Raw genomic sequence first — 19,129 nt, forward strand, 5'->3', positions numbered from 1 at the left:
GAACACCAGGCATTCTGGCCGAAATTGCCCACGGTGCGTCGCGCACGGGCAAGTAATCCCACCAATCGGCTTGGTGATGTGAGCGTCAACTACTAGAAGCGACAATGCACTGCGGCTGCTTCCAGCCCTTCGGGTCCACCAAGCAAAATGGCGGTTCGGTCGCAGTGCAACCTCCCTTGCGTTTCACAGCATTCTGATGATGGCCGAGAAGTCTAGCCCGCCGTTGCCTGCGCCGTTGAAGTCTTCGTAGAGCGAAGTGGCGCGCTGGCCCATGGGGACGGCGGCGTCGGAGCTTTCCGCCGCTTCCATCGCCAGCCGCAGGTCCTTCAGCATCAGCGCGGTCGCAAATCCGCCCTGGTAACCGTTGTCCGCCGGTGTGGCCGGGCCGACGCCGGGGACGGGGCAATAGCTGGTCATCGACCAGTTCTGGCCCGAACTGACCGAGGATATGTCGAAAAAGGTCTGCGGATCGAGCCCCAGCTTCTGCGCCATGGCAAAGGCCTCGCAGGTGCCGATCATGTGGATGCCGAGCAGCATGTTGTTGCAGATTTTGGCCGCCTGCCCGTTGCCCGCATCGCCGGCGTGGATCACCGCCTTGCCCATCGGGTTGAGCACATCCTTCGCGCGGGCGAAGGCGGTGTCGGTCCCGCCGACCATGAAGGTCAGCGTACCGCCATTGGCCGCCGCGATCCCGCCGCTGACCGGCGCATCGACCATGTCGTAGCCTGCGCTTTCCGCCGCCGCGATCACCTCGCGCGCGGTGTCGACATCGATGGTCGAGCAGTCGAGCAGCACCGCGCCGGCGGGCGCATGACCGATCACGCTTTCGGCATAAACCGACTTCACGATTGCGCCGTTGGGCAGCATCGTCACCACCGCCTCGACGCCTTCGACCGACGCGCGCGCATCGGTGAAGGTCGCGCAGCCATGTTCCGCTGCCGCAGCGAGCGCCGCATCGGAGAGGTCGAAGGCGTTGACCGAATGCCCCGCCTTGACGAGGTTCGCGGCCATCCCGCCGCCCATATTGCCGAGGCCGATAAAGGCGATTTTCATGTCATTCTCCGTCATCCCAGCGAAAGCTGGGATCGCTTTCTGCCGGCGTTTCGTTTGTGGCACGCGATCCCAGCTTTCGCTGGGATGACGGCGTCACCGCCCCTTCCACACGCCCTCGCGCTTTTCGATGAACGCGGCCATTCCCTCGGCCTTGTCTTCGCTCGCGGTGAGGATCTGGAACAGGCGGCGTTCCTGCACGATGCCCTGTTCGAGCGTCATTTCGTAGGCCGAATTGACCATTTCCTTGTTCGCGATCGCGGCCATCGGCGGCATCGATGCGATCAGGGCGGCGGTCTTCTTCGCTTCGGCCATCAGCTCGCCATGCGGCACCACGCGGGCGACGAGGTTGCTGCGTTCGGCCTCTTCCGCGCCCATCATCCGTCCGGTGAGGCACATTTCCATTGCCTTCGACTTGCCGACCGCGCGGGTCAGCCGCTGGCTGCCGCCCATCCCGGGGGCAACGCCGAGCTTGATCTCCGGCTGGCCGAACTTCGCATTCTCGCTGGCGATGATGAAATCGGCCATCATCGCAAGCTCGCAGCCGCCGCCCAGCGCGAAGCCGTTGACCGCCGCGATCCACGGCTTGCGCGTCGTCTTGACCAGGTGGCTGGTCCATTTGGCGAAGAAATCGTCGAGATAGAAATCGGCCGAGGCCTTGTCCGACATTTCCTTGATGTCCGCACCTGCGGCGAAGGCCTTGTCGCCGCTGCCGGTCAGCACCGCGCAGCGCTGGCTGTCGTCGGCCTGGTAGGCGGCGAAGGCGTCGATCAGCTCCTCCAGCACCACGCTGGAAAGCGCGTTCAAGGCCTGCGGGCGGTTGAGGGTGATGATCGTTACCGCGCCGTGGGTTTCGGTCAGGATGGTTTCGTAGGTCATAGGTTCTCCTCAATCCTCCCCATCGACTTGCGATGGGGAGGTGGCAGTCGCTGCAAGCGGCTGACGGAGGGGCGGACGCGGCACGAGACCCCTCCACCGTGCTGCGCACGGTCCCCCTCCCCATCGCGAGTCGATGGGGAGGATCACAGCGGCACCCACTCCTCGCCTTCCGGCAGCGGCGCGAAGATGCTGTCGAGCAATTCCTCGGTCACCCCCTCGGGCGTCGCCGGGTCCCACTTGGGGTCGTTGGTCTTGTCGGTGATAACAGCGCGCACACCTTCGGCGAAATCGGGGAGGGTCAGTACGCGACTGGCGATCCGGTATTCCATCCGCATGTTGTCCGCGAAGTCAGCAAACGTCAGGCTCTCGGCAAGCTGGCGCAGGGCGACCTTGCAGGTCTGCGGGCTCTTGGTGCCGAGCGTGTCCCGTTCCCTTGCCGCCCAGTCACTGTCATCAGACTCGAGCGAAGCGAGGATATCCTCGTAGCGATCCGACGCGAAATGGCGCCGGATGCGGTCGGCATTCTCTTCGATCCGCGCCTTGGGTGGTGAGCCCGGCATTTCGGACAGCACGCCTGCGATGCGGCCCGGCTTGTCGATAATCCGCGCCTTGGCCTCGGCGACCATGTCTGCGGGCAGGTAGTGCGTTGCAATCCCTGTCCACAGGCATTCCGCCCCGTCGAGCCGCGCGCCGGTGAGCGCAAGGAACTGCCCCAGCCGCCCGCCAAGCCGAGAGAGGTGCCAGCCGCCACCAACGTCAGGGAACAGACCGATGCCCGTTTCCGGCATGGCGAAGCGCGTGTTCTCGGTCGCGACCCGGAATTTGCACGGCAGCGCAATGCCGACCCCGCCGCCCATGGTGATCCCGTCCATGAAGGCCGCGATCGGCTTGGCGTAGGTCATCATCTGGTGGTTGAGCTGGTATTCGTCGTGGAAGAACTTGCGGCCCGATGCACCGCCATCGTTGAGCGCCGAATTGCGCAGGAAGGCGATATCTCCGCCGGCGCAGAAGCCGCGCCCTTCGGCATGGTCGAGAATGACCGCCTCGACGCCGTCGTCGTCCGCCCATTCTCGCAAAGCCGCGCTCATTGCGTGGCACATCTCCAGCGTCAGCGCATGCAGCGCCTTGGGCCGGTTGAGCGAAATATGCCCGACCGCACCGTGGCGGTGGATGAGGATGTCGTCGGTCATACAACTGCTCCTTCGAGACGCTCGGACATGCGTCCTCGCTCCTCAGGATGAGCGGTTCCAGGGAAATCCCGCTCATCCTGAGGAGGCCGAAGCCGCAGGCAGAGGCCGTCCCGAAGGACCCGTGTCCAAGTGTCTCGGAGGATCATTGCCTGAGCAGGTCCCTTCCCACGATCATCCGCATGACCTGGTTGGTCCCTTCGAGGATCGAATGCACCCGCAAGTCGCGCCAGAAGCGTTCGATCGGGTATTCCTTGAGATAGCCGTAGCCGCCGAACAGTTGCAGCGCATTGTTGACCACGTTCGATCCGCTGTCGGTCGCCAGCCGCTTGGCCATGGCAGAGAAGCGGCTCTTGTCGGGGGCGTTGTCGGTCACCTTGGCGGCAGCGAGATAGAGCAGCGCGCGCGCCGCCTCCAGCTCGGTCGCCATGTCGGCCAGCATGAACTGGGTGTTCTGGAAATCGGCGATCGGCGTATCGAACTGCTTGCGATCCTTGGTGTAGGCGATCGCCTCGTCGAGGCAGCGTTGCGCCCCGCCGAGCGAGCATGCGCCGATATTGAGCCGCCCGCCGTCGAGCCCCATCATCGCAAATCGGAAGCCTTCGCCTTCGTCGCCCACCCGGTTCTCCACCGGCACACGCGCGTCCTCGAAGATCACCTGCGCGGTGGGGGAGGCGTTCCAGCCGAGCTTTTTCTCCGGCTTGCCAAAGCTGACGCCCGGCGTGTCCTTGTCCACCACCAGGCAGGTGATGCCTTTGGTCTTGTGATCGGAGGTGCGGACCATGGTCACATAGACGTCGTTGAACCCGCCGCCCGAAATGAACTGCTTGGTGCCGTTGAGGACGTAGTGATCGCCGTCCAGCTTGGCGGTGGTCTTGAGCCCCGCCGCATCCGAGCCGGAACCAGGTTCGGTCAGCGCGTAGCTGGCGATCTTTTCCATCGTCACCAGGCTGGGCAGGTATTTGTCCTTCACCGTTTGCCCGCCAAATGTGTCGATCATCCACGCCGCCATATTGTGGATCGAGACATAGGCGGATGTGGCGGGGCAGCCATAGGCCATCGCCTCCATGATCAGCGCCGCCTCGAGCCGCCCGAGCGCGATCCCGCCGCTGGCTTCGGACACATAGATCGCGCCGAAGCCCAGCTCGCCGGTCTTCTGGATCACGTCGCGCGGGAAGTGGTGCTGTTCGTCCCACTCGGCAGCGAAGGGGGTGATGTTGTCTGCAGTAAACCGCTGCGCCATTTCCTGGATCGCAAGCTGGTCATCGGTCAGCTGGAATTGTCCTGTCATGGCCGGGCCTTTAGCCGCCGCCGCAGGAATTTGCCACCCACCAGAGTGGCGGAAATCAGGCCGGGCAACGCTTGTATGCGGTCGTGCGTTGTTCGCCCGCGTCGTGATTGGTGACCGTCAGGGTCAGGGCGACCGGATCGACCGAGAAGGTCAGCTCGTCGCGCGTCGGGGTGTCGGCGTAGGTCGTGTCGAACTGCGCACGGATCAACCCGTCTTCGCGCTGACTGACGTCCAGCATCGTGCCGCCGGTTTCGAAGATCGAGAAGCGCTTTTCGCGTACCTCCATGACCTTGCCGATATTCCCGCCCGCCGTGCCGTCGCATTGTGCAGCAGTGGGTGCAGGGCCATCGGTTTCGCGCCACTTTCCGCGCATCGCATTGGGAAAGGTCGCGACCGACAAGGCAGCGCTGCCTGCTTCCTTATCGGCTGCTTCCGGCTTGGCTGTATCGGCAACCGCCTCGCTCGGGGCAGCGGGCGAGGGAACCGGGCCTGCTTCGGGGCTTTCATCCCGATCCTGATCGCAGCCGGCGATCATCAGAAGTGGCGCCAGGAGCACGGCACGGATCGGCGGCATGAGGCGATCTCCATTAGGAATGGTCATATCTTCAACAAGTGCGTGCCGCACTCGTTCCGGCCTAGCCGCCAATCACCGCTTCGGCCTCGATCTCGACTTTCCATTCCGGGCGGCAAAGCCATGCGACGCCCAGCATCGTCGCGGCAGGCGCGGCCTCGCCGAAGAACCGGGCATGGACCGCGCCGACCGCGTCCTGGTCCGCCGGATCGGTCAGCAGCATCCGGGTGCGCACCACATCCGCCGTGCTGCCGCCCAGCTGCTCGATAGCACGGACGATGAGCGTGCAGCATCTGTCGGCCTGCTCGGCGGCTCCGCCCGGAGTGGTTGCCCCGTCATCCTCGATCGGTCCGGTCCCCGCGACGATGATGCGGTCCCCCACACGGACCGCCCGGCTGAAGCCGAATTGCGCCTCGTAAGGCGAGCCGGAGCTGGCGCGGTCTCGGCTCATCCGCAGGTGATCGCGGTGATCGTCAGGCTCTCGTCGTAGCGCACGTTCACGCGGTCGGTGCGATAGTCCATCGTCCAGGCCGAATCCGGCGCACCCCAGCGCAGGCGCCTCGCGCCGCTCTCGGTCAGGATCGCTTCGCCCATCGTGGTGGTCGCCGCGTGCCCCACGTGATTCTGCACGGCGGCGGCGTTGCATTCACCGCCTGTGGGGCGCTCGGTGATGCTGTCGGGCGGACTGGCCGTCACGCAGGCGGAAAGCGAGAGAAGGGCGAGGGATGGCAGAAACAAACGCATGGAACGCTCCTCAACTGCACTTGGTGTAGGTCAGCGGCTCGGCCAGTGCGTCTTCGCCGAATTCGCTGCGTTCGAGAGTTGTGCCGTCGTCGCCGATTTCCCATTCGATGTCGCGCGTCCATTCCATCCCCTCACCGGTGAAGGCGAAGTTGGCGCGGAACGAATCCTCGTCTTGCGATGTGACCTCGTCGAGTTTGCCGACCGATTCGAAAAAACGGATTTCACTTTCGCTGACTTCGATCAGGCCCTTGGCATCGCCCCGCGTCGAAGTGCAGTCTGCCGCGACCAGACCCCACTTGCCCTGTATCGACGGCGGGATCATGCCGTCGGGCGCAGTCACGGCCGGAGTTGGCGTGGCCGACTCGGTCACTTCTGCGAGCGGCGGGGGCTCGCTGTCCGTGTCGCGCGAACGGTCGACCGGTTCGGCGCAAGCCGCAAGAAGCACGAGGGGCGAGGCAATAAGGGCAATTCGCATGGAAACCTCCAGGGCGGCAATTCAGACTGAACGCGCGGGACGCAGCTTCTTTCCCCCGATCGGCCTCCCGATCAGCCCCCCGATCAACCCATCGTGGGGATGATGAAGGCGTTGCTACCATCGACGCCGCCGTCCGGCCAGCGCTGGGTGACCTTCTTGGTCTTGGTCCAGAAGCGCAGGCCCTCCATCCCGTATTGGTCGATATCGCCGAAGCCCGAACGCTTCCACCCGCCGAAGCTGTGGTATGCAACCGGCACCGGGATCGGCACGTTGATCCCGACCATGCCGACATTGACGCGGGATGCGAACTCGCGCGCGGCATGGCCGTTGCGAGTGAAGATCGCGACGCCGTTGCCGTACTGGTGCTCGCTCGGCAGGCGCAGCGCGTCTTCAAAGTCCTTTGCGCGCACGATCTGGAGCACCGGGCCGAAGATTTCTTCCCGGTAGCTTTCCATCTCGGTGGTAACCCGGTCGAGAAGGGTCGGCCCGACGAAGAAGCCCTTCTCGAAACCCTGCAGCGTGAAGCCGCGCCCGTCGATCACGACCTCCGCACCTTCGCGTTCGGCGGTGTCGATCCAGCCTTCGACGCGGGCCTTGTGCTCCGGCGTCACGACGGGGCCATAGTGCGCGTCCTTGTCGGTCGAGATGCCGACACGCAGAGCCTGGATCGCGGGGATCAGCTTGGCGCGCAAGGCATCGGCAGTGTCCTCTCCCACGGGGACGACTACGGGAAGCGCCATGCAGCGCTCGCCGGCCGAACCAAACGCTGCACCGGCGAGATCGTTCACCACCTGGTCGAGGTCGGCATCGGGCATCACGATCCCATGGTTCTTCGCCCCGCCAAAGGCCTGCACCCGCTTCGCATTCGCGGTGCCGCGGCTGTAGATATACTGCGCAATGTCCGAGCTGCCAACGAAGCTGATCGCCGGAATGTCGGGATGGTCGAGGATCGCGTCGACCATTTCCTTGTCGCCGTGGACGACCTGCAGCAGGCCTTCGGGCGCGCCCGCCTCGAGGAACAGTTCGGCCAACCGCACCGGCACGCTCGGATCGCGCTCGGAAGGCTTGAGGATGAAGGCGTTGCCCGCCGCGATCGCCATGCCGAACATCCACATCGGGATCATCGCCGGGAAGTTGAACGGGGTGATGCCTACCCCGATGCCAAGCGGCTGGCGCATCGAGTAGACGTCGATGCCGGGGCCTGCCCCTTGCGTGAACTCACCTTTCAGCGCCTGCGGAATACCGCAGGCATATTCGATCACCTCCAGCCCGCGCTGGATATCGCCATGCGCGTCGTCGACCACCTTGCCGTGCTCGCTGGCGAGCAGTTCGGCCAGTTCCTGCTTGTGCGCTTCGACCAGCCGCTTGAATTCGAACATCACCCGGGCGCGCTTCTGCGGGTTAGTCGCCGCCCATTCGGGCTGGACTGACTTTGCCGCATCGACTGCGCGCTGGAGCGTCGAGGCATCGCCCAGCACGACCTCGGCCTGGATTTCACCGGTCGAGGGATTCCAGATCGAATGCTTGCGACCGGAACCGCTCCCGGCTCCCCCGACGATGAAATGATCGACCTGGCGCATGGCGCATCTCCTGCAAAGTCTGTTGTTCTAATATTGCGCGCTCCCTAGCGCCTTCGCCCAAGCAAGGCGAATCCCTTTGTCGGGTATCGCGGGCTACGGCAGGGGCACGCCATGCGAACGCAGCGCTCGCTCGACCCGTTCCGCGGCTTCGCCGTAACGCTGCCACTGGCCGACCGATTTGCTGTGGATCGGTGCGCGGACCTGTACCGAACTTGCGGTGGCCACCGGGGCGGTGTTGCGATGGAACCGGAGGCATGCCTCATCCCACTCCAGCCCGAGGAAATCGACCAGCCTCCGGCTCTGGGCTTCCTGCTCCGCAACGAGCTGTTCGTAGCGCACTTCGGTGTAGCGATCAGGCGGCAAGGCCCTGAGCCAATGGTCGGCGAGATCGACGAAACCGGCGACGAAATGCGCGGTATCTTCGAGATCGTAGGCATAGTCGTAATAGCCGAAATCGGTCGCGAACAGCTGGCGGAAATTGGCGAACACCGTATCGCGCGGATCGCGGCGGACCATCACGATGCGCGCCAAAGGCAGGCTCTCGAGGATATGCGCGGCGAAGAACAGGTTGAACGGCATCTTGTCGATCAGCCGCGCGTGTCCTCCGGCTAGAGGTGATGTGCGCGCGAAGTATGCTTTGCCCGTTGCAGCGGGATCGTAGCGCGCCTTGAGCAATTCGGGCGACAGCGTGTGCGGCCCGCCGACCTCGCTGCTCCGCTTCACCAGCAGGGCGAAGTCGGGCAATTCACCGGCGGTTGCGACTTCGGGGTGGCTGGAAAGGATGCGCTCGACCAGCGTCGTCCCGCTGCGTGGCATGCCGAGAACGAACACGGGGGCGGGCGCGGCTGCGGAACTGCCGTTGGCACAGGCGATCTTCGCTACATCGCGCGTCTTGGCGGCTGCGAACAGTCGGTCCGCCCAATCCCGGTCGTAGGCGACCTGCGCGGCTTTGGCCCGCTTGGCTTTGAACAGCCAGTCGAGCGATCCGGCATGGTCCCCGCGCGCTTCGCAAATGCGGGCCGCCGCATGGCCGAGCTGCAACGCGCTGTCGATTTCTTGCCGATGAAACTCGAAAAGATCGTCGAGCGCGGACAGGTCGTGCTCGTTCGCGTTCTGCAGTTGCACCAGGGCCAGCCGTGCTCGGTGAAACGCCGGATCGGTGTCCAGCACGCTCGCATAGCTGCGCTTCGCCTCGTCCAGTCGGCCGGTGAATTGCAGCGAGGTGGCAAGGTTGTAGCCGAATTGCGCGACATCGGGCCGTTCGCAAACCGCGCGCTCGAAATAGGGCAGGGCTTCCTCGTGCAGGCCAGTCCGGGCGAGGATCACCCCGATCGTATCGGCTTCGAGCGCATCCTTGCACGTGTCGAGCGAGGTATCGGCGGCGAGGTCGCGCGCTTCGTCCTGCCGACCGGCGGCAAGCAGAGCCCGACCGCGTCCTCCGCGGACCAAGGCCGAGACTGCTCCCATATCGAGTGCCTTCCCGGAAAGTTCGAGCGATTTCATGATATTGCCGCCCTCGAGCGCGACGAGCGACATGATCCCCCAAGCCTCGCCATTGCCGCGATCGCGCGACAAAGTCTCAAGCGCCAGCTGATAGGCCCTCTCCAGCGCTCCGGCGCGCAGTTGCCTTTTTGCCTCAATCACCGCCATTTGTTCATCCGGGGCATCATTTCGCAGTTGCAGCATCGAGCAAAATTCGACAGATTCAGTCGATTAGGGAAATGGGTGGGAAATAATATAATGAAATTTGCAAAGATGCCTTTTCGCGCGCTCCTTTTCGTTGCGACGAGCACTATCCCGCTCGCGGTTAGCGCTCAACCGATCGAGGGGGAAGGTGCATCCGAAGCCGACGACGACGATATCGTCGTCACCGCCACGCGGCGCGAAGGTACGGTGCAGGACGTGCCGATCAATATCTCGGCGGTCGGCGGCGACCAGCTCGAAGCGCAGGGCCTCGACAATCTGCGCGAAGTCGCGGCGACGGTTCCGGGCGTCTACATCCTCGACCAGGGCAACCGGGCCGGCACGCCGATCGTGTTTCGCGGCCTTAACGCCACCGGCCTCGGCTCGTTCGACGGCAACAACGACGGCGGCGGCGCGGTGGCGACCTATGTCGGCGACATCCCGCTCTACGTCGACCTGCGGCTCAATGATATGGAGCGGGTCGAATTCCTGCTGGGACCGCAAGGCACGCTCTACGGTGCCGGCACGCTGGGCGGTGCGATCCGCTACATCCCGGTCAAACCCAAGCTGGGCGAGATCGGCGGCGAGGTGCGCGGCGACCTCTACACCTACCAGAGCGGCAGCGGCGTCAGTTCCGACACGGGGATGACGATCAACATCCCGCTGGGTGATGTCTTCGCCTTCCGCGGCTCGATCGACTACATCAACGATCGCGGCTTTATCGACTACCCCTATGCCGTCACCCGCCTGCCGTCGATCGGCACGGTCGGGCTGGTCAATCCGGACGATATCGGCAATGCGGCCAATTTCACCCCGCTGAAGGACCTGAACACCGACGATACGCTCTCTGCGCGCGCCGCGCTGCGGTTCGCCCCGTCGGACATTTTCGACGCTACGCTGACCTATTACTATCAGGACGCGCGCACCGACGGCCGCCAGTTCTCGCAGTTCCGCCTGACCAATTTCCCGGTCGACATCGGCAAATACGAAAACGTGCTGCGCGTGCCCGAACCCAACCGGCGCAAGACGCAGCTAGTCGCGCTCGAGGCCGAACTCGATCTCGGTTTCGCCAGCCTCGTTTCCGCGACCGGCTATTCGGACCACCGCGAGCTGGGCAACCGCGACCAGACCGACCTGCTGATCACGCTCGAATACAGCTACGAGCAGTTCCCCAACTTCACCGCCTTCACCGAAGAGCGCGACAAGACGACGATCTTCACTCAGGAAGTGCGGCTGGTTTCGAACCTCGACGGTCCGTTCAGCTTCATCGTCGGCGGCTTCTACAACAAGGAGAAGGTCCGCTCGGTGAGCACCGAGTTCACGCCGTTCTACGATGCCTTCAATGGCGGCAGCCGCCCCGATGCGATCGAGTATATCGCCCCGTTCAATTCCGACCTGCGCGAAGCGGCTGTGTTCGGCGAGCTGAGCTACCAGTTGACCGACGCATGGCAATTCACCGTGGGCGGGCGCTACTACGACTATGACCTCGAAACCGAAAGCGCAGTCGACTTGCCGCTGCTCGAGACGGTTTTCAACGGTCGCACGCCCGATGACCTGATCGTGCTCGATTTCACCCCGGCGAACCAGAAGGACGACGGATTCCTGTTCAAGTTCAACACCTCCTATGAGGTGAATGCCGACGCGCTGCTCTATGCTACCGTCAGCCAGGGTTTCCGGATCGGCAATTCCAATGGCCTCGACCCATGTGTTCCGGGCAATACCCAGCAGAACATCTGCGGCCAGCCGAACGAGCTCGAATACACCGCCGACAAGACCACCAATTACGAGCTCGGTTTCAAGACCCAGTGGATGGACCGCCGCCTGACGCTCAACGGGGCGGTCTATTACATCGACTGGAGCGGGCCGCAGGTCGCTTCGGCCACGCTGGTCGGATCGTCGCCGATCACCATCAACGGGGCCGGCGCGGTGTCCAAGGGTTTCGAAATCTATGGCGCGTTGCAGGCGACCGACCAGCTGAGCTTCCGCGGGGCCTACAGCTACACCGATGCGAAACTGAGCGCCGATTCGCCCAACCTGCTGACCGCCGACAATCCCGATCCGACCGCCAGCCCGTTCGACACCATCTTCATCGACGGGCTCGACGGCGATCGACTGCCGGGTTCGCCCAAGCACCAGGGCAGCTTCTTTGCCGATTACGAGCTGCCGGTGTCCGACAAATGGGACCTGACCTTCAGTTATGGTGTGACCGCGCACAGCAATGTGCTCACCCGCACCGGCAGCCGCGCGCAAGGCATCGTTCTCCCCGGTTTCGACACGCATAACTTCTCGCTCAACCTGAGCGACGGGAGCCTGTCGATCACCGCCTATGTGAACAACATCTTCAATACCTTCGGCGAAACCGGCGTACGCGGAACCCCGGCGGTCGACCAGTCGGTGACCGACACCAATGGCGATCCGGTTTATGTGCGCAACTTCGGCACCTTCGTCGCCCCGCCGCGCCAGATCGGGGTAAGGGTGCGCAAGGACTTCTGACCGCCGGACTGTCGACCTGGAAAAGGGCGCGGCGGAGCGATCCGCCGCGCCCTTTTCATTTGCAGCGCCGGTTGTATGGCCTGCGCAAGGATTGAGAGGATCGTTGCACCATGGCCGCAGGCACCGGATTGAAAATGCGCTCCTGGCTGTTCGCTCCCGGCGACAGCGAGCGGAAGATGGCGAAGGCGGTCGAGAGCGACGCTGATATCGTGCTGTTCGACCTTGAGGATTCGGTCACCCCCGACAACAAGCCCGCCGCGCGCGAAGCGGTGCGTGCGATGCTCGATGCGAACGCCGACAGGCGAACGCGGCTGTGGGTGCGGATCAATCCGCTCGACGGGCCCTACACCGCCGACGATCTGGCCGCGATCATGCCCGCCAGACCCGGCGGGATCATGTTCCCCAAATCGAATGGGCGGCACGATGTCGAGGCGCTCGACCGCATGCTGACGGAGCAGGAGCGGACTTGCGGGATCGAGGAAGGCAGCACTCCGGTAATCGCGCTGGTGACCGAGACGGCCGCCGCCATGTTCACCACCGGGGACTATGCCGGCGCGCCGCGACTGGTTGCGATGACCTGGGGCGCGGAGGATCTGGCCGACGCGGTCGGCGCGCTGTCCAACCGCGGGCCGGACGGGGAGTTGTCCTTCACCTACCAGCTGGCGCGCAGCCTGTGCCTGCTCGGTGCCTCGGCGGCGCAGGTGGTGCCGATCGAGACGATCGATGCCGATTTCCGCGATCTCGATGCGCTGGCGGCGCGCGCGAAGCAGGTCCGGCGCGAGGGCTATCGCGGCATGCTGGCGATCCATCCGGCGCAGGTGCCGGTGATCAATGCGGCTTTTACCCCGAGCGAGGAAGAAATCACCGAGGCGCGCGCCATCGTGCAGCTTTTCGCCGACAACCCCGGCGCGGGGACGATCGGCTGGAACGGCCGGATGCTGGACCGGCCGCATTTGTCGCAGGCGCGACAGCTGCTCGCGCAGTTGGGTGACTGATCAGGCGGAGAGCGCGGCCACTTCGGCCAGCACCCGCCCGGCCCATTCAGGGCGGCAGATCAAAAGGTCGGGCATCCAGCTGTCGGCTTCGTTGTAGACCAGCGGACTGCCGTCGACGCGCGAGGCGTGGAGCCCATGCGCCAGCGCCACCGCGACCGGGGCGCAATTGTCCCACTGGTGCTGGCCGCCGGTGTGGAGGTAGATTTCCGCTTCGCCGCGCACCACCGCCATCGCCTTGGCACCGGCGCTGCCCATCGCCACCAGCTCGCCGCCGATCCGCTCCGCGACCTCGACCGCTTCCTTCGCCGGGCGCGTGCGGCTGACCACCAGCCGCGGTCGCTCTTCGGCTGCGGCCAGCGGCTTCGGCCGATCCGACCGCAGCACCAGGTCGATGCCCGGCAGGCCGACCGCGCCGAGAGCCGGTTCCCCGCCCACGGCCAGCGCTACGTGAATCGCCCAGTCCGACCGCGCCTCGCTGTATTCGCGCGTGCCGTCGATGGGATCGATGATCCACACCCGCTCCTTGCCGAGCCGCTCTTCGGTGTCCTTGCTCTCTTCGGACAGCAAGCCATCGTCGGGCCGCGCCTGGCGGATCGCGTGGACGAGGAACTGGTTGACCGCCTTGTCCGCCGCATCGCCCATCGGCTTGCCGCTGAGCAGGCCGGAGCGCTGGATTTCGAGTGCGATCCGCCCGGCGGTGGCGGCGAGCGCCGCAGCGAGTTCGGTATCGGTCATATCCGCTGGCCGATCGCCTTGATGATGTAGTCGGCGGCTTCGGCGGGCGTCATCGCCACGGTGTTGACCACGATGTCGGGCCGCTCGGGCGCTTCATAGGGGCTGTCGATCCCTGTGAAGTTCTTGAGCTTGCCCTCGCGCGCCTTCTTGTAGAGGCCCTTGACGTCGCGCCCCTCGGCGACCTCGAGCGGCGTATCGACGAAGATCTCGACGAGTTCGCCGTCGGGCAGCATGTCACGCACCATCTGCCGCTCGGCGCGGAACGGGCTGATGAAGGCGGTCAGCACGATCAGCCCGGCATCGGCCATCAGTTTCGCCACCTCGCCGATGCGGCGGATGTTCTCCACCCGGTCGGCGTCGGTGAATCCCAGATCCTTGTTCAGCCCGTGGCGGATATTGTCGCCGTCGAGCAGGAAGGTGTGGCGGTTCATACGCTTCAGGCCAATCTCGACCTCGTTGGCGATGGTCGATTTGCCCGATCCCGAGAGTCCGGTGAACCACAGCACCAGCGGCTTCTGGTTCTTGAGCGCAGCATGGTCCTCGCGGGTGACCGAGGTCGCCTGCCAGTGGACATTCTGCGCCCGGCGCAGACTGAAATGGAGCATGCCGGCACCCACCGTGCGGTTGGTCACCTTGTCGATCAGGATGAACCCGCCCAGTGCGCGGTTGTCGGCATAGGATTCGAACACCAGTGGCCGGTCGGTGGTTACCTCGGCCACGCCGATCGCATTGAGTTCCAGCGTCTTGGCCGCCAGATGCTCCATGGTGTTTACGTTGATTTCGTATTTCGGCTCGGCGATCGAGGCGGAGACCGTCTGGGTCGCCAGCTTCAGCCAATAGCCGCGTCCAGGCAGCAGAGCCTCGTCGTCAAGCCAGACGATGGTCGCCTCGAACTGGTCGGCCACTTCGGGCGGATCGTCGGCAGCGGCCAGCACGTTGCCGCGGCTGCAATCGACCTCGTCTTCGAGGCAAATGGTGACCGACTGGCCCGCCTGCGCCTCCGCCATGTCGCCATCGAACGACGCGATCGACTTGACGGTGGAGGTCTTGCCCGACGGCAGCACCCGCACCGCGTCGCCTGGCCGGACCGAGCCGGTGGCGATCAGCCCGGAAAACCCGCGAAAGTCGAGATTGGGGCGGTTGACCCACTGCACCGGCATGCGGAACGGCTTCTCGCCATCGACCGAAGCGCGGACCTCCACGCTTTCGAGGTGTTCGATCAGCGACGGCCCGTCATACCATGGCGTATGCGGCGAGGACGCGGTGATGTTGTCACCCTTGAAGCCGGAAATCGGCAGGGCCACGAAACCCTCGATCCCAATGCTTTCGGCAAAGGCGGCATAATCGGCGACGATCGCGTCGAAGGTCGCCCGGTCGTACTCTACCAGGTCCATCTTGTTGACCGCCAGCACGATGTTGCGGATGCCGAGCTGGTGGCACAGGAAACTGTGCCGCCGGGTCTGCACCAGCACGCCCTTGCGCGCATCGATCAGGATCACCGCGAGGTCGGCTGTGGAAGCGCCGGTCACCATATTGCGCGTATACTGCTCGTGCCCCGGGCAATCTGCGACGATGAACTTGCGCTTCTCGGTGGCGAAAAAGCGGTAGGCGACGTCGATCGTGATGCCCTGTTCGCGCTCCGCCGCGAGTCCGTCGACCAACAGCGCGAAGTCGATCTCGCCTCCTTGCGTCCCGACCCGCTTGCTGTCGCTTTCGAGCGCGGCGAGCTGGTCTTCAAATATCATCTTGCTGTCGTACAGCAGCCGCCCGATCAGCGTGGACTTGCCGTCGTCGACGCTCCCGCAGGTGATGAAGCGCAGCATGGTCTTGTGCTGGTGCCGCTCGAGATAGGCGTCGATGTCCTCGGCAATCAGCGCTTCGGTTTCGTAAGCATGAGAGGTCATCAGAAATATCCCTCCTGCTTCTTTTTCTCCATCGACGCGTCGCCGCCGTCCTTGTCGATCACCCGGCCCTGCCGTTCGCTGGTGGTGGTCAGCAGCATTTCCTGGATGATCTCGGGCAGGGTGGCGGCCGAACTTTCGACCGCGCCGGTCAGCGGGAAGCACCCCAGCGTGCGGAAGCGGATCGAGCGTTCGGTGATCTCGGGCCGCTCGCCCATCACCTGTTCCAACCGCTCGACATCGTCGGCCATGAACAATCCGCCCTGGTACTCGAAAGTCGGCCGGACGGCCGAAAAATAGAGCGGCACGATCTCGATGTTCTCGAGATGGATGTACTGCCAGATGTCGAGCTCGGTCCAGTTCGAGATGGGGAACACGCGGATGCTCTCGCCCTTCTTCTTGCGGGCGTTGTAGAGGTTCCACAGCTCGGGCCGCTGGTTCTTCGGATCCCACCCGTGGCTCGCGGTGCGGAAGCTGAAGATGCGCTCCTTGGCGCGGCTCTTCTCCTCGTCGCGCCGCGCGCCGCCGAAGGCCGCGTCGAAGCCGTAATGATCGAGCGCCTGCTTGAGCCCCTCGGTCTTCCACATGTCGGTGTGCAAGGGGCCGTGGTCGAACGGGTTGATCCCTCGGCTTTTCGCCTCGGGGTTGTGGTGGACCAGCAGCTCCATCCCGGCGTCACGCGCGCTCTTCTCGCGCAACGCGTACATGTCCTTGAACTTCCACGTCGTGTCCACGTGCAGCAGCGCGAACGGCGGCGGCGAGGGGTAAAACGCCTTCTTCGCCAGATGCAGCATCACTGCGCTGTCCTTGCCGATCGAATAGAGCATCACCGGATGCTCGGCCTCGGCCACCACCTCGCGCATGATGTGGATGCTCTCGGCCTCGAGCCGCTGGAGATGGGTCAGGGGGGTGGTCATTCGTCGCCCGGTTGGTTGTAACGGCATTGTGGCAGCGCGCTCCGCTGCAACGTCTTGCCCGCGATGTCCAGCCCCTTGGCAGGACATGGCGCAATTGAAAAACAAGCGTCTCTTTCAGGCGCGGCACGCCGGCTATCGGCAAAAACGATATTGACGCGCCGCACCGGCTGGTGTCTGAGCGCTGTCGCCTGCGCGCGGGTGTAGCTCAATGGTAGAGCAGCAGCTTCCCAAGCTGACGACGAGGGTTCGATTCCCTTCACCCGCTCCAGCTGTGCCAGGCTAGGCCAGCACCCCAACCTTTCGCAGATGATATTCCGCATTGCCGAGCAGTGCGTCGTTGGCGAGGATGCGCTTGTGCAGGTGGCTGACGCTCAACTCGTCGGTCATGCCCACTCCGCCATGGGTCTGGATCGCGGCTTCGCCCAATGCGCGGCCCAGCTTGCCGGTCTGACCTTTCAAGATCGCGATATCCTTCGGTGTGGCGCGTCCGGTATCGATCAGCGCAGTGGTATAGAGCAGCGTCGCACGCGCCTTGGTATAAGCGATCTTCATGTCGGCCAAGCGGTGCGCCACCGCCTGGAAAGTCGCGATCGGGACGCCGAACTGCTTGCGCGTTGCGGCATATTCGGCGGTCTGGCGCAGCAGGGCACCCATCGCCCCGACGCTTTCCGCGCATAGTGCGAGGATCGCCCGGTCGAGCACGCCGCGCAGCGCGTCGCCCGCGTCGGCAAGGATCAGGGCCTCTGCCGGGATCGCGACGGTGTCGAACGCGATGTTGGCGGCGCGGCGGCCGTCGATGGTCGCATAGGGCCTGATCGTGATGCCCTGCACCGCGGGCTCGACGGCAAACAGCGCCAAGGCGCCCTCCAGGCGGGCGACGACGACAAGGACATCTGCATCACCGCCGCCCAGCACCATGCGCTTCTCGCCCGACAGGCTGAAACCGCTTCCCTGCCTTTCGACGACCGCCTGGATCAGCGAGGGATCGGGCGTGCCCGGCCCTTCCTCATAGGCCAGCGCTGCGATGGCTTCCCCGGTGATGACCTTGTCGAGCCAGCCGGCGGCCGGCGAGCCGTCACCAGCCAGCGCCAGCGCCGCCCCGCCGAGCATTGCCGAAGCGGTATAGTGTTCGGCCAAAAGATGCGCCCCGAAGGGCTCGGCGATGGCGACCAGATCCGCCATCGATCCGCCTAGGCCGCCGCGGTCCTCGGCAAAGGGCAGCGCGAGCAGGCCGAGTTTGGCGAATTGCTGCCACACCTCGCGCGACCAGCCCGCATCCGACCGGACGATCGCATTGCGCCGGTCGAAGTCGTAGTTCTTAAGCAGAAAGGCCGAGACGCTGTCGCGCAGCATCTGCTGCTCGTCGGAGAAGGTGAAGTCCATCGGCTCAGCCCTCCCGCCCGACGGTGCGCGCGATCAGGTCGCGCTGGACCTCGTTCGACCCGGCATAGATCGTCGTCGCGCGGCTGTTGAGATACCACGGCATAGCGATCAGATCGAGATCGCTGCCGAGCGGCTCGACATTCGCGCCGACGCGCAGTGCCTCCAGCTGAAGTGGCAGCGCCTCGTTACCAACGGCCTGCGTCAGCATCACCGTGACGCGCTGGGTCAGTTCCGAATTCATCGTCTTGTTGATCGAGGGGTAGGCCGGGTCGGCGGCGACCGGGTGGCCGCTCACTGCCAGCTTCTCGAAATGTTCGAAACTGGCGATGTCGGCTTCGAGCTCGCCGATGTCGCGCTGGAACACCGGGTCCTCCGCCAACATGGTGCCGAAGCCGCTGGGGGTGGTCTGCGCCGCCTCGCGGATGCGCTCGAGCCCGCGCTTGAGCGTGGGGCTCTGCGCCCCGCCGCCGCGTTCGTGCTTGAGCAGGTGCTTGGCGACCGACCAACCGTCGTTCTCCGCCCCGACCCGGCCCGATTGCGGCACGCGGACATCTTCGAAGAAAACCTCGCACTGCTCGGGAAAGCCGTCGAGCCCGATGATTGGGCGCACCGTCATGCCGGGATAGTCCATCCGGTCGAGCAGCAGGAAGGTGATGCCCTGCTGCTTCTTGCCGCTGCTGTCGGTCCGCACCAGCATGAACATGCGGTTCGCGTGATGCGCGTAAGTGGTCCAGATCTTCGAGCCGTTGATGATGTAGTCGTCGCCGTCGGCCACCGCGCGGCACTGGAGCGAGGCGAGGTCCGATCCGGAATTGGGCTCCGAATAGCCCTGCGCCCAGAAATCTTCCCCCTTCAGGATACCGGGGAGGTATTTCGCCTTCTGCTCCTCGGTGCCGATGTCGATCAGCAGCGGGCCGACCATGCCCACCCCCTGCGGCAGCAGCGGCGGCAGGTCGCGCTTGCGGTATTCTTCGGCGAAAATGTACTTCTGTTCGACCGACCAGCCGGTGCCGCCGTGCTCCTTCGGCCAGTGCGGCGCGGACCAGCCTTGGTGGTAGAGGATGCGGTGCCACTCCATCACCTGGTCGAATTGCGCGAAGACGCTGGTGAGCTTGCGCCCCGCTTCGCGGATCGCCGGGGTGGGCGCGGTGTCGAGAAAGGCGCAGACCTCGGCGCGGAAGGTCTCGAGCTCGGAGCCGAAATCGATGTTCATAGTTGCTGCGCTCCCTCGATTTCATCATCCGG

18 protein-coding genes and 1 tRNA gene are annotated in these 19,129 nt (G+C 64.6%); 3 read left to right on the forward strand and 16 right to left on the reverse strand.

From position 1 onward, the window contains the following. Positions 1-183: 183 nt before the first annotated feature. The 10 genes from mmsB to NSO95_RS02650 all read right to left on the reverse strand — a co-directional run bounded on the left by mmsB (position 184) and on the right by NSO95_RS02650 (position 9,463). A complete protein-coding gene (gene mmsB, locus NSO95_RS02605) occupies positions 184-1,053 on the reverse strand; it encodes a 3-hydroxyisobutyrate dehydrogenase (protein ID WP_257594583.1) in 870 nt (289 codons plus the stop codon). Between the two features lie 93 nt (positions 1,054-1,146). Beyond that, the gene (locus NSO95_RS02610; RefSeq protein ID WP_257594584.1) at positions 1,147-1,929 is read right to left on the reverse strand and encodes an enoyl-CoA hydratase-related protein; all 783 of its coding nucleotides are present in this window, start codon (positions 1,927-1,929) and stop codon (positions 1,147-1,149) included. A 143-nt stretch (positions 1,930-2,072) separates the two neighbouring features. After that, the gene (locus tag NSO95_RS02615; protein WP_257594585.1) at positions 2,073-3,119 is read right to left on the reverse strand and encodes an enoyl-CoA hydratase/isomerase family protein; all 1,047 of its coding nucleotides are present in this window, start codon (positions 3,117-3,119) and stop codon (positions 2,073-2,075) included. Between the two features lie 142 nt (positions 3,120-3,261). After that, entirely contained in the window at positions 3,262-4,407 is a 1,146-nt protein-coding gene (locus NSO95_RS02620; protein ID WP_257594586.1) for an acyl-CoA dehydrogenase family protein, read from the reverse strand. A gap of 55 nt (positions 4,408-4,462) precedes the next feature. After that, entirely contained in the window at positions 4,463-4,981 is a 519-nt protein-coding gene (locus NSO95_RS02625; protein ID WP_257594587.1) for a hypothetical protein, read from the reverse strand. Between the two features lie 61 nt (positions 4,982-5,042). Next, positions 5,043-5,429, reverse strand: coding sequence for a RidA family protein (locus NSO95_RS02630; RefSeq protein WP_257594588.1), 387 nt, complete (start codon positions 5,427-5,429; stop codon positions 5,043-5,045). Continuing rightward, the gene (locus NSO95_RS02635; RefSeq protein ID WP_257594589.1) at positions 5,426-5,722 is read right to left on the reverse strand and encodes an I78 family peptidase inhibitor; all 297 of its coding nucleotides are present in this window, start codon (positions 5,720-5,722) and stop codon (positions 5,426-5,428) included. The genes NSO95_RS02630 and NSO95_RS02635 overlap by 4 nt, the downstream gene beginning before the upstream one ends. 10 nt (positions 5,723-5,732) lie before the next feature. Then, a complete protein-coding gene (locus tag NSO95_RS02640; RefSeq protein WP_257594590.1) occupies positions 5,733-6,197 on the reverse strand; it encodes a hypothetical protein in 465 nt (154 codons plus the stop codon). A gap of 83 nt (positions 6,198-6,280) precedes the next feature. After that, positions 6,281-7,777 (reverse strand): CoA-acylating methylmalonate-semialdehyde dehydrogenase, encoded by a 1,497-nt coding sequence (locus tag NSO95_RS02645; protein ID WP_257594591.1) that lies wholly within the window; start codon positions 7,775-7,777, stop codon positions 6,281-6,283. Between the two features lie 93 nt (positions 7,778-7,870). Further along, on the reverse strand, positions 7,871-9,463 hold the full coding sequence (locus NSO95_RS02650) for a tetratricopeptide repeat-containing sulfotransferase family protein (protein ID WP_257594592.1): 1,593 nt from the start codon (positions 9,461-9,463) through the stop codon (positions 7,871-7,873). Positions 9,464-9,517: 54 nt separating this feature from the next. Between NSO95_RS02650 and NSO95_RS02655 the strand changes: the two genes are divergently transcribed. Together NSO95_RS02655 and NSO95_RS02660 are read left to right on the forward strand one after the other, a co-directional pair. Next, the gene (locus NSO95_RS02655) at positions 9,518-11,953 is read left to right on the forward strand and encodes a TonB-dependent receptor (RefSeq protein WP_257594593.1); all 2,436 of its coding nucleotides are present in this window, start codon (positions 9,518-9,520) and stop codon (positions 11,951-11,953) included. 110 nt (positions 11,954-12,063) lie between these two features. Continuing rightward, entirely contained in the window at positions 12,064-12,948 is an 885-nt protein-coding gene (locus NSO95_RS02660) for an HpcH/HpaI aldolase/citrate lyase family protein (RefSeq protein WP_257594594.1), read from the forward strand. Here the strand turns inward: NSO95_RS02660 and NSO95_RS02665 are convergent, their stop codons facing one another. From NSO95_RS02665 to NSO95_RS02680, 4 genes are read right to left on the reverse strand one after another with little or no spacing between them, the layout of a single operon-like run. Next, positions 12,949-13,683, reverse strand: a complete 735-nt coding sequence (locus NSO95_RS02665) for a 3'(2'),5'-bisphosphate nucleotidase CysQ (protein WP_257594595.1) — start codon at positions 13,681-13,683, stop codon at positions 12,949-12,951. It abuts the gene before it with no gap. Further along, positions 13,680-15,587: a sulfate adenylyltransferase subunit CysN gene (gene cysN / locus NSO95_RS02670; protein ID WP_257594596.1), complete on the reverse strand. Its 1,908-nt coding sequence runs from the start codon at positions 15,585-15,587 to the stop codon at positions 13,680-13,682. Before cysN ends, NSO95_RS02665 begins: the two co-directional genes overlap by 4 nt. Beyond that, positions 15,587-16,501 carry a sulfate adenylyltransferase subunit CysD gene (gene cysD, locus NSO95_RS02675; RefSeq protein WP_257594597.1) on the reverse strand — a complete coding sequence of 305 codons (915 nt, stop codon included), beginning with the start codon at positions 16,499-16,501 and terminating at the stop codon, positions 15,587-15,589. The genes cysN and cysD overlap by 1 nt, the downstream gene beginning before the upstream one ends. Continuing rightward, positions 16,498-16,710, reverse strand: coding sequence for a hypothetical protein (locus NSO95_RS02680; RefSeq protein WP_257594598.1), 213 nt, complete (start codon positions 16,708-16,710; stop codon positions 16,498-16,500). Before NSO95_RS02680 ends, cysD begins: the two co-directional genes overlap by 4 nt. On the opposite strand from NSO95_RS02680, the gene NSO95_RS02685 reads away from it, so the two are divergent. Beyond that, positions 16,696-16,769: transfer RNA gene (locus NSO95_RS02685), tRNA-Gly, on the forward strand. The two genes, NSO95_RS02680 and NSO95_RS02685, sit on opposite strands and share 15 nt — an antisense overlap. Before the next feature lie 11 nt (positions 16,770-16,780). On the opposite strand, the gene NSO95_RS02690 is transcribed toward NSO95_RS02685, so the two are convergent. After that, on the reverse strand, positions 16,781-17,884 hold the full coding sequence (locus NSO95_RS02690; RefSeq protein WP_257594599.1) for an acyl-CoA dehydrogenase family protein: 1,104 nt from the start codon (positions 17,882-17,884) through the stop codon (positions 16,781-16,783). A gap of 4 nt (positions 17,885-17,888) precedes the next feature. Continuing rightward, positions 17,889-19,097, reverse strand: a complete 1,209-nt coding sequence (locus NSO95_RS02695) for an acyl-CoA dehydrogenase family protein (RefSeq protein WP_257594600.1) — start codon at positions 19,095-19,097, stop codon at positions 17,889-17,891. Between the last annotated feature and the right edge of the window lie 32 nt (positions 19,098-19,129).

Source organism: Parerythrobacter lacustris, assembly GCF_024626475.1.
Classification (GTDB): domain Bacteria; phylum Pseudomonadota; class Alphaproteobacteria; order Sphingomonadales; family Sphingomonadaceae; genus Parerythrobacter_A; species Parerythrobacter_A lacustris.

Excerpts from the sequence above, each read along its gene's own strand:
- NSO95_RS02695 (WP_257594600.1), bottom strand. The coding sequence starts at position 19,097 with ATGAACATCGATTTCGGCTCCGAGCTCGAGACCTTCCGCGCCGAGGTC.
- NSO95_RS02640 (WP_257594590.1), bottom strand. The coding sequence starts at position 6,197 with ATGCGAATTGCCCTTATTGCCTCGCCCCTCGTGCTTCTTGCGGCTTGC.
- NSO95_RS02645 (WP_257594591.1), bottom strand. The coding sequence starts at position 7,777 with ATGCGCCAGGTCGATCATTTCATCGTCGGGGGAGCCGGGAGCGGTTCC.
- NSO95_RS02635 (WP_257594589.1), bottom strand. The coding sequence starts at position 5,722 with ATGCGTTTGTTTCTGCCATCCCTCGCCCTTCTCTCGCTTTCCGCCTGC.
- NSO95_RS02630 (WP_257594588.1), bottom strand. The coding sequence starts at position 5,429 with ATGAGCCGAGACCGCGCCAGCTCCGGCTCGCCTTACGAGGCGCAATTC.
- cysN (WP_257594596.1), bottom strand. The coding sequence starts at position 15,587 with ATGACCTCTCATGCTTACGAAACCGAAGCGCTGATTGCCGAGGACATC.
- NSO95_RS02650 (WP_257594592.1), bottom strand. The coding sequence starts at position 9,463 with ATGCTGCAACTGCGAAATGATGCCCCGGATGAACAAATGGCGGTGATT.
- NSO95_RS02625 (WP_257594587.1), bottom strand. The coding sequence starts at position 4,981 with ATGCCGCCGATCCGTGCCGTGCTCCTGGCGCCACTTCTGATGATCGCC.
- NSO95_RS02665 (WP_257594595.1), bottom strand. The coding sequence starts at position 13,683 with ATGACCGATACCGAACTCGCTGCGGCGCTCGCCGCCACCGCCGGGCGG.
- NSO95_RS02615 (WP_257594585.1), bottom strand. The coding sequence starts at position 3,119 with ATGACCGACGACATCCTCATCCACCGCCACGGTGCGGTCGGGCATATT.
- NSO95_RS02690 (WP_257594599.1), bottom strand. The coding sequence starts at position 17,884 with ATGGACTTCACCTTCTCCGACGAGCAGCAGATGCTGCGCGACAGCGTC.
- NSO95_RS02655 (WP_257594593.1), top strand. The coding sequence starts at position 9,518 with ATGAAATTTGCAAAGATGCCTTTTCGCGCGCTCCTTTTCGTTGCGACG.
- cysD (WP_257594597.1), bottom strand. The coding sequence starts at position 16,501 with ATGACCACCCCCCTGACCCATCTCCAGCGGCTCGAGGCCGAGAGCATC.
- NSO95_RS02660 (WP_257594594.1), top strand. The coding sequence starts at position 12,064 with ATGGCCGCAGGCACCGGATTGAAAATGCGCTCCTGGCTGTTCGCTCCC.
- NSO95_RS02610 (WP_257594584.1), bottom strand. The coding sequence starts at position 1,929 with ATGACCTACGAAACCATCCTGACCGAAACCCACGGCGCGGTAACGATC.
- mmsB (WP_257594583.1), bottom strand. The coding sequence starts at position 1,053 with ATGAAAATCGCCTTTATCGGCCTCGGCAATATGGGCGGCGGGATGGCC.
- NSO95_RS02620 (WP_257594586.1), bottom strand. The coding sequence starts at position 4,407 with ATGACAGGACAATTCCAGCTGACCGATGACCAGCTTGCGATCCAGGAA.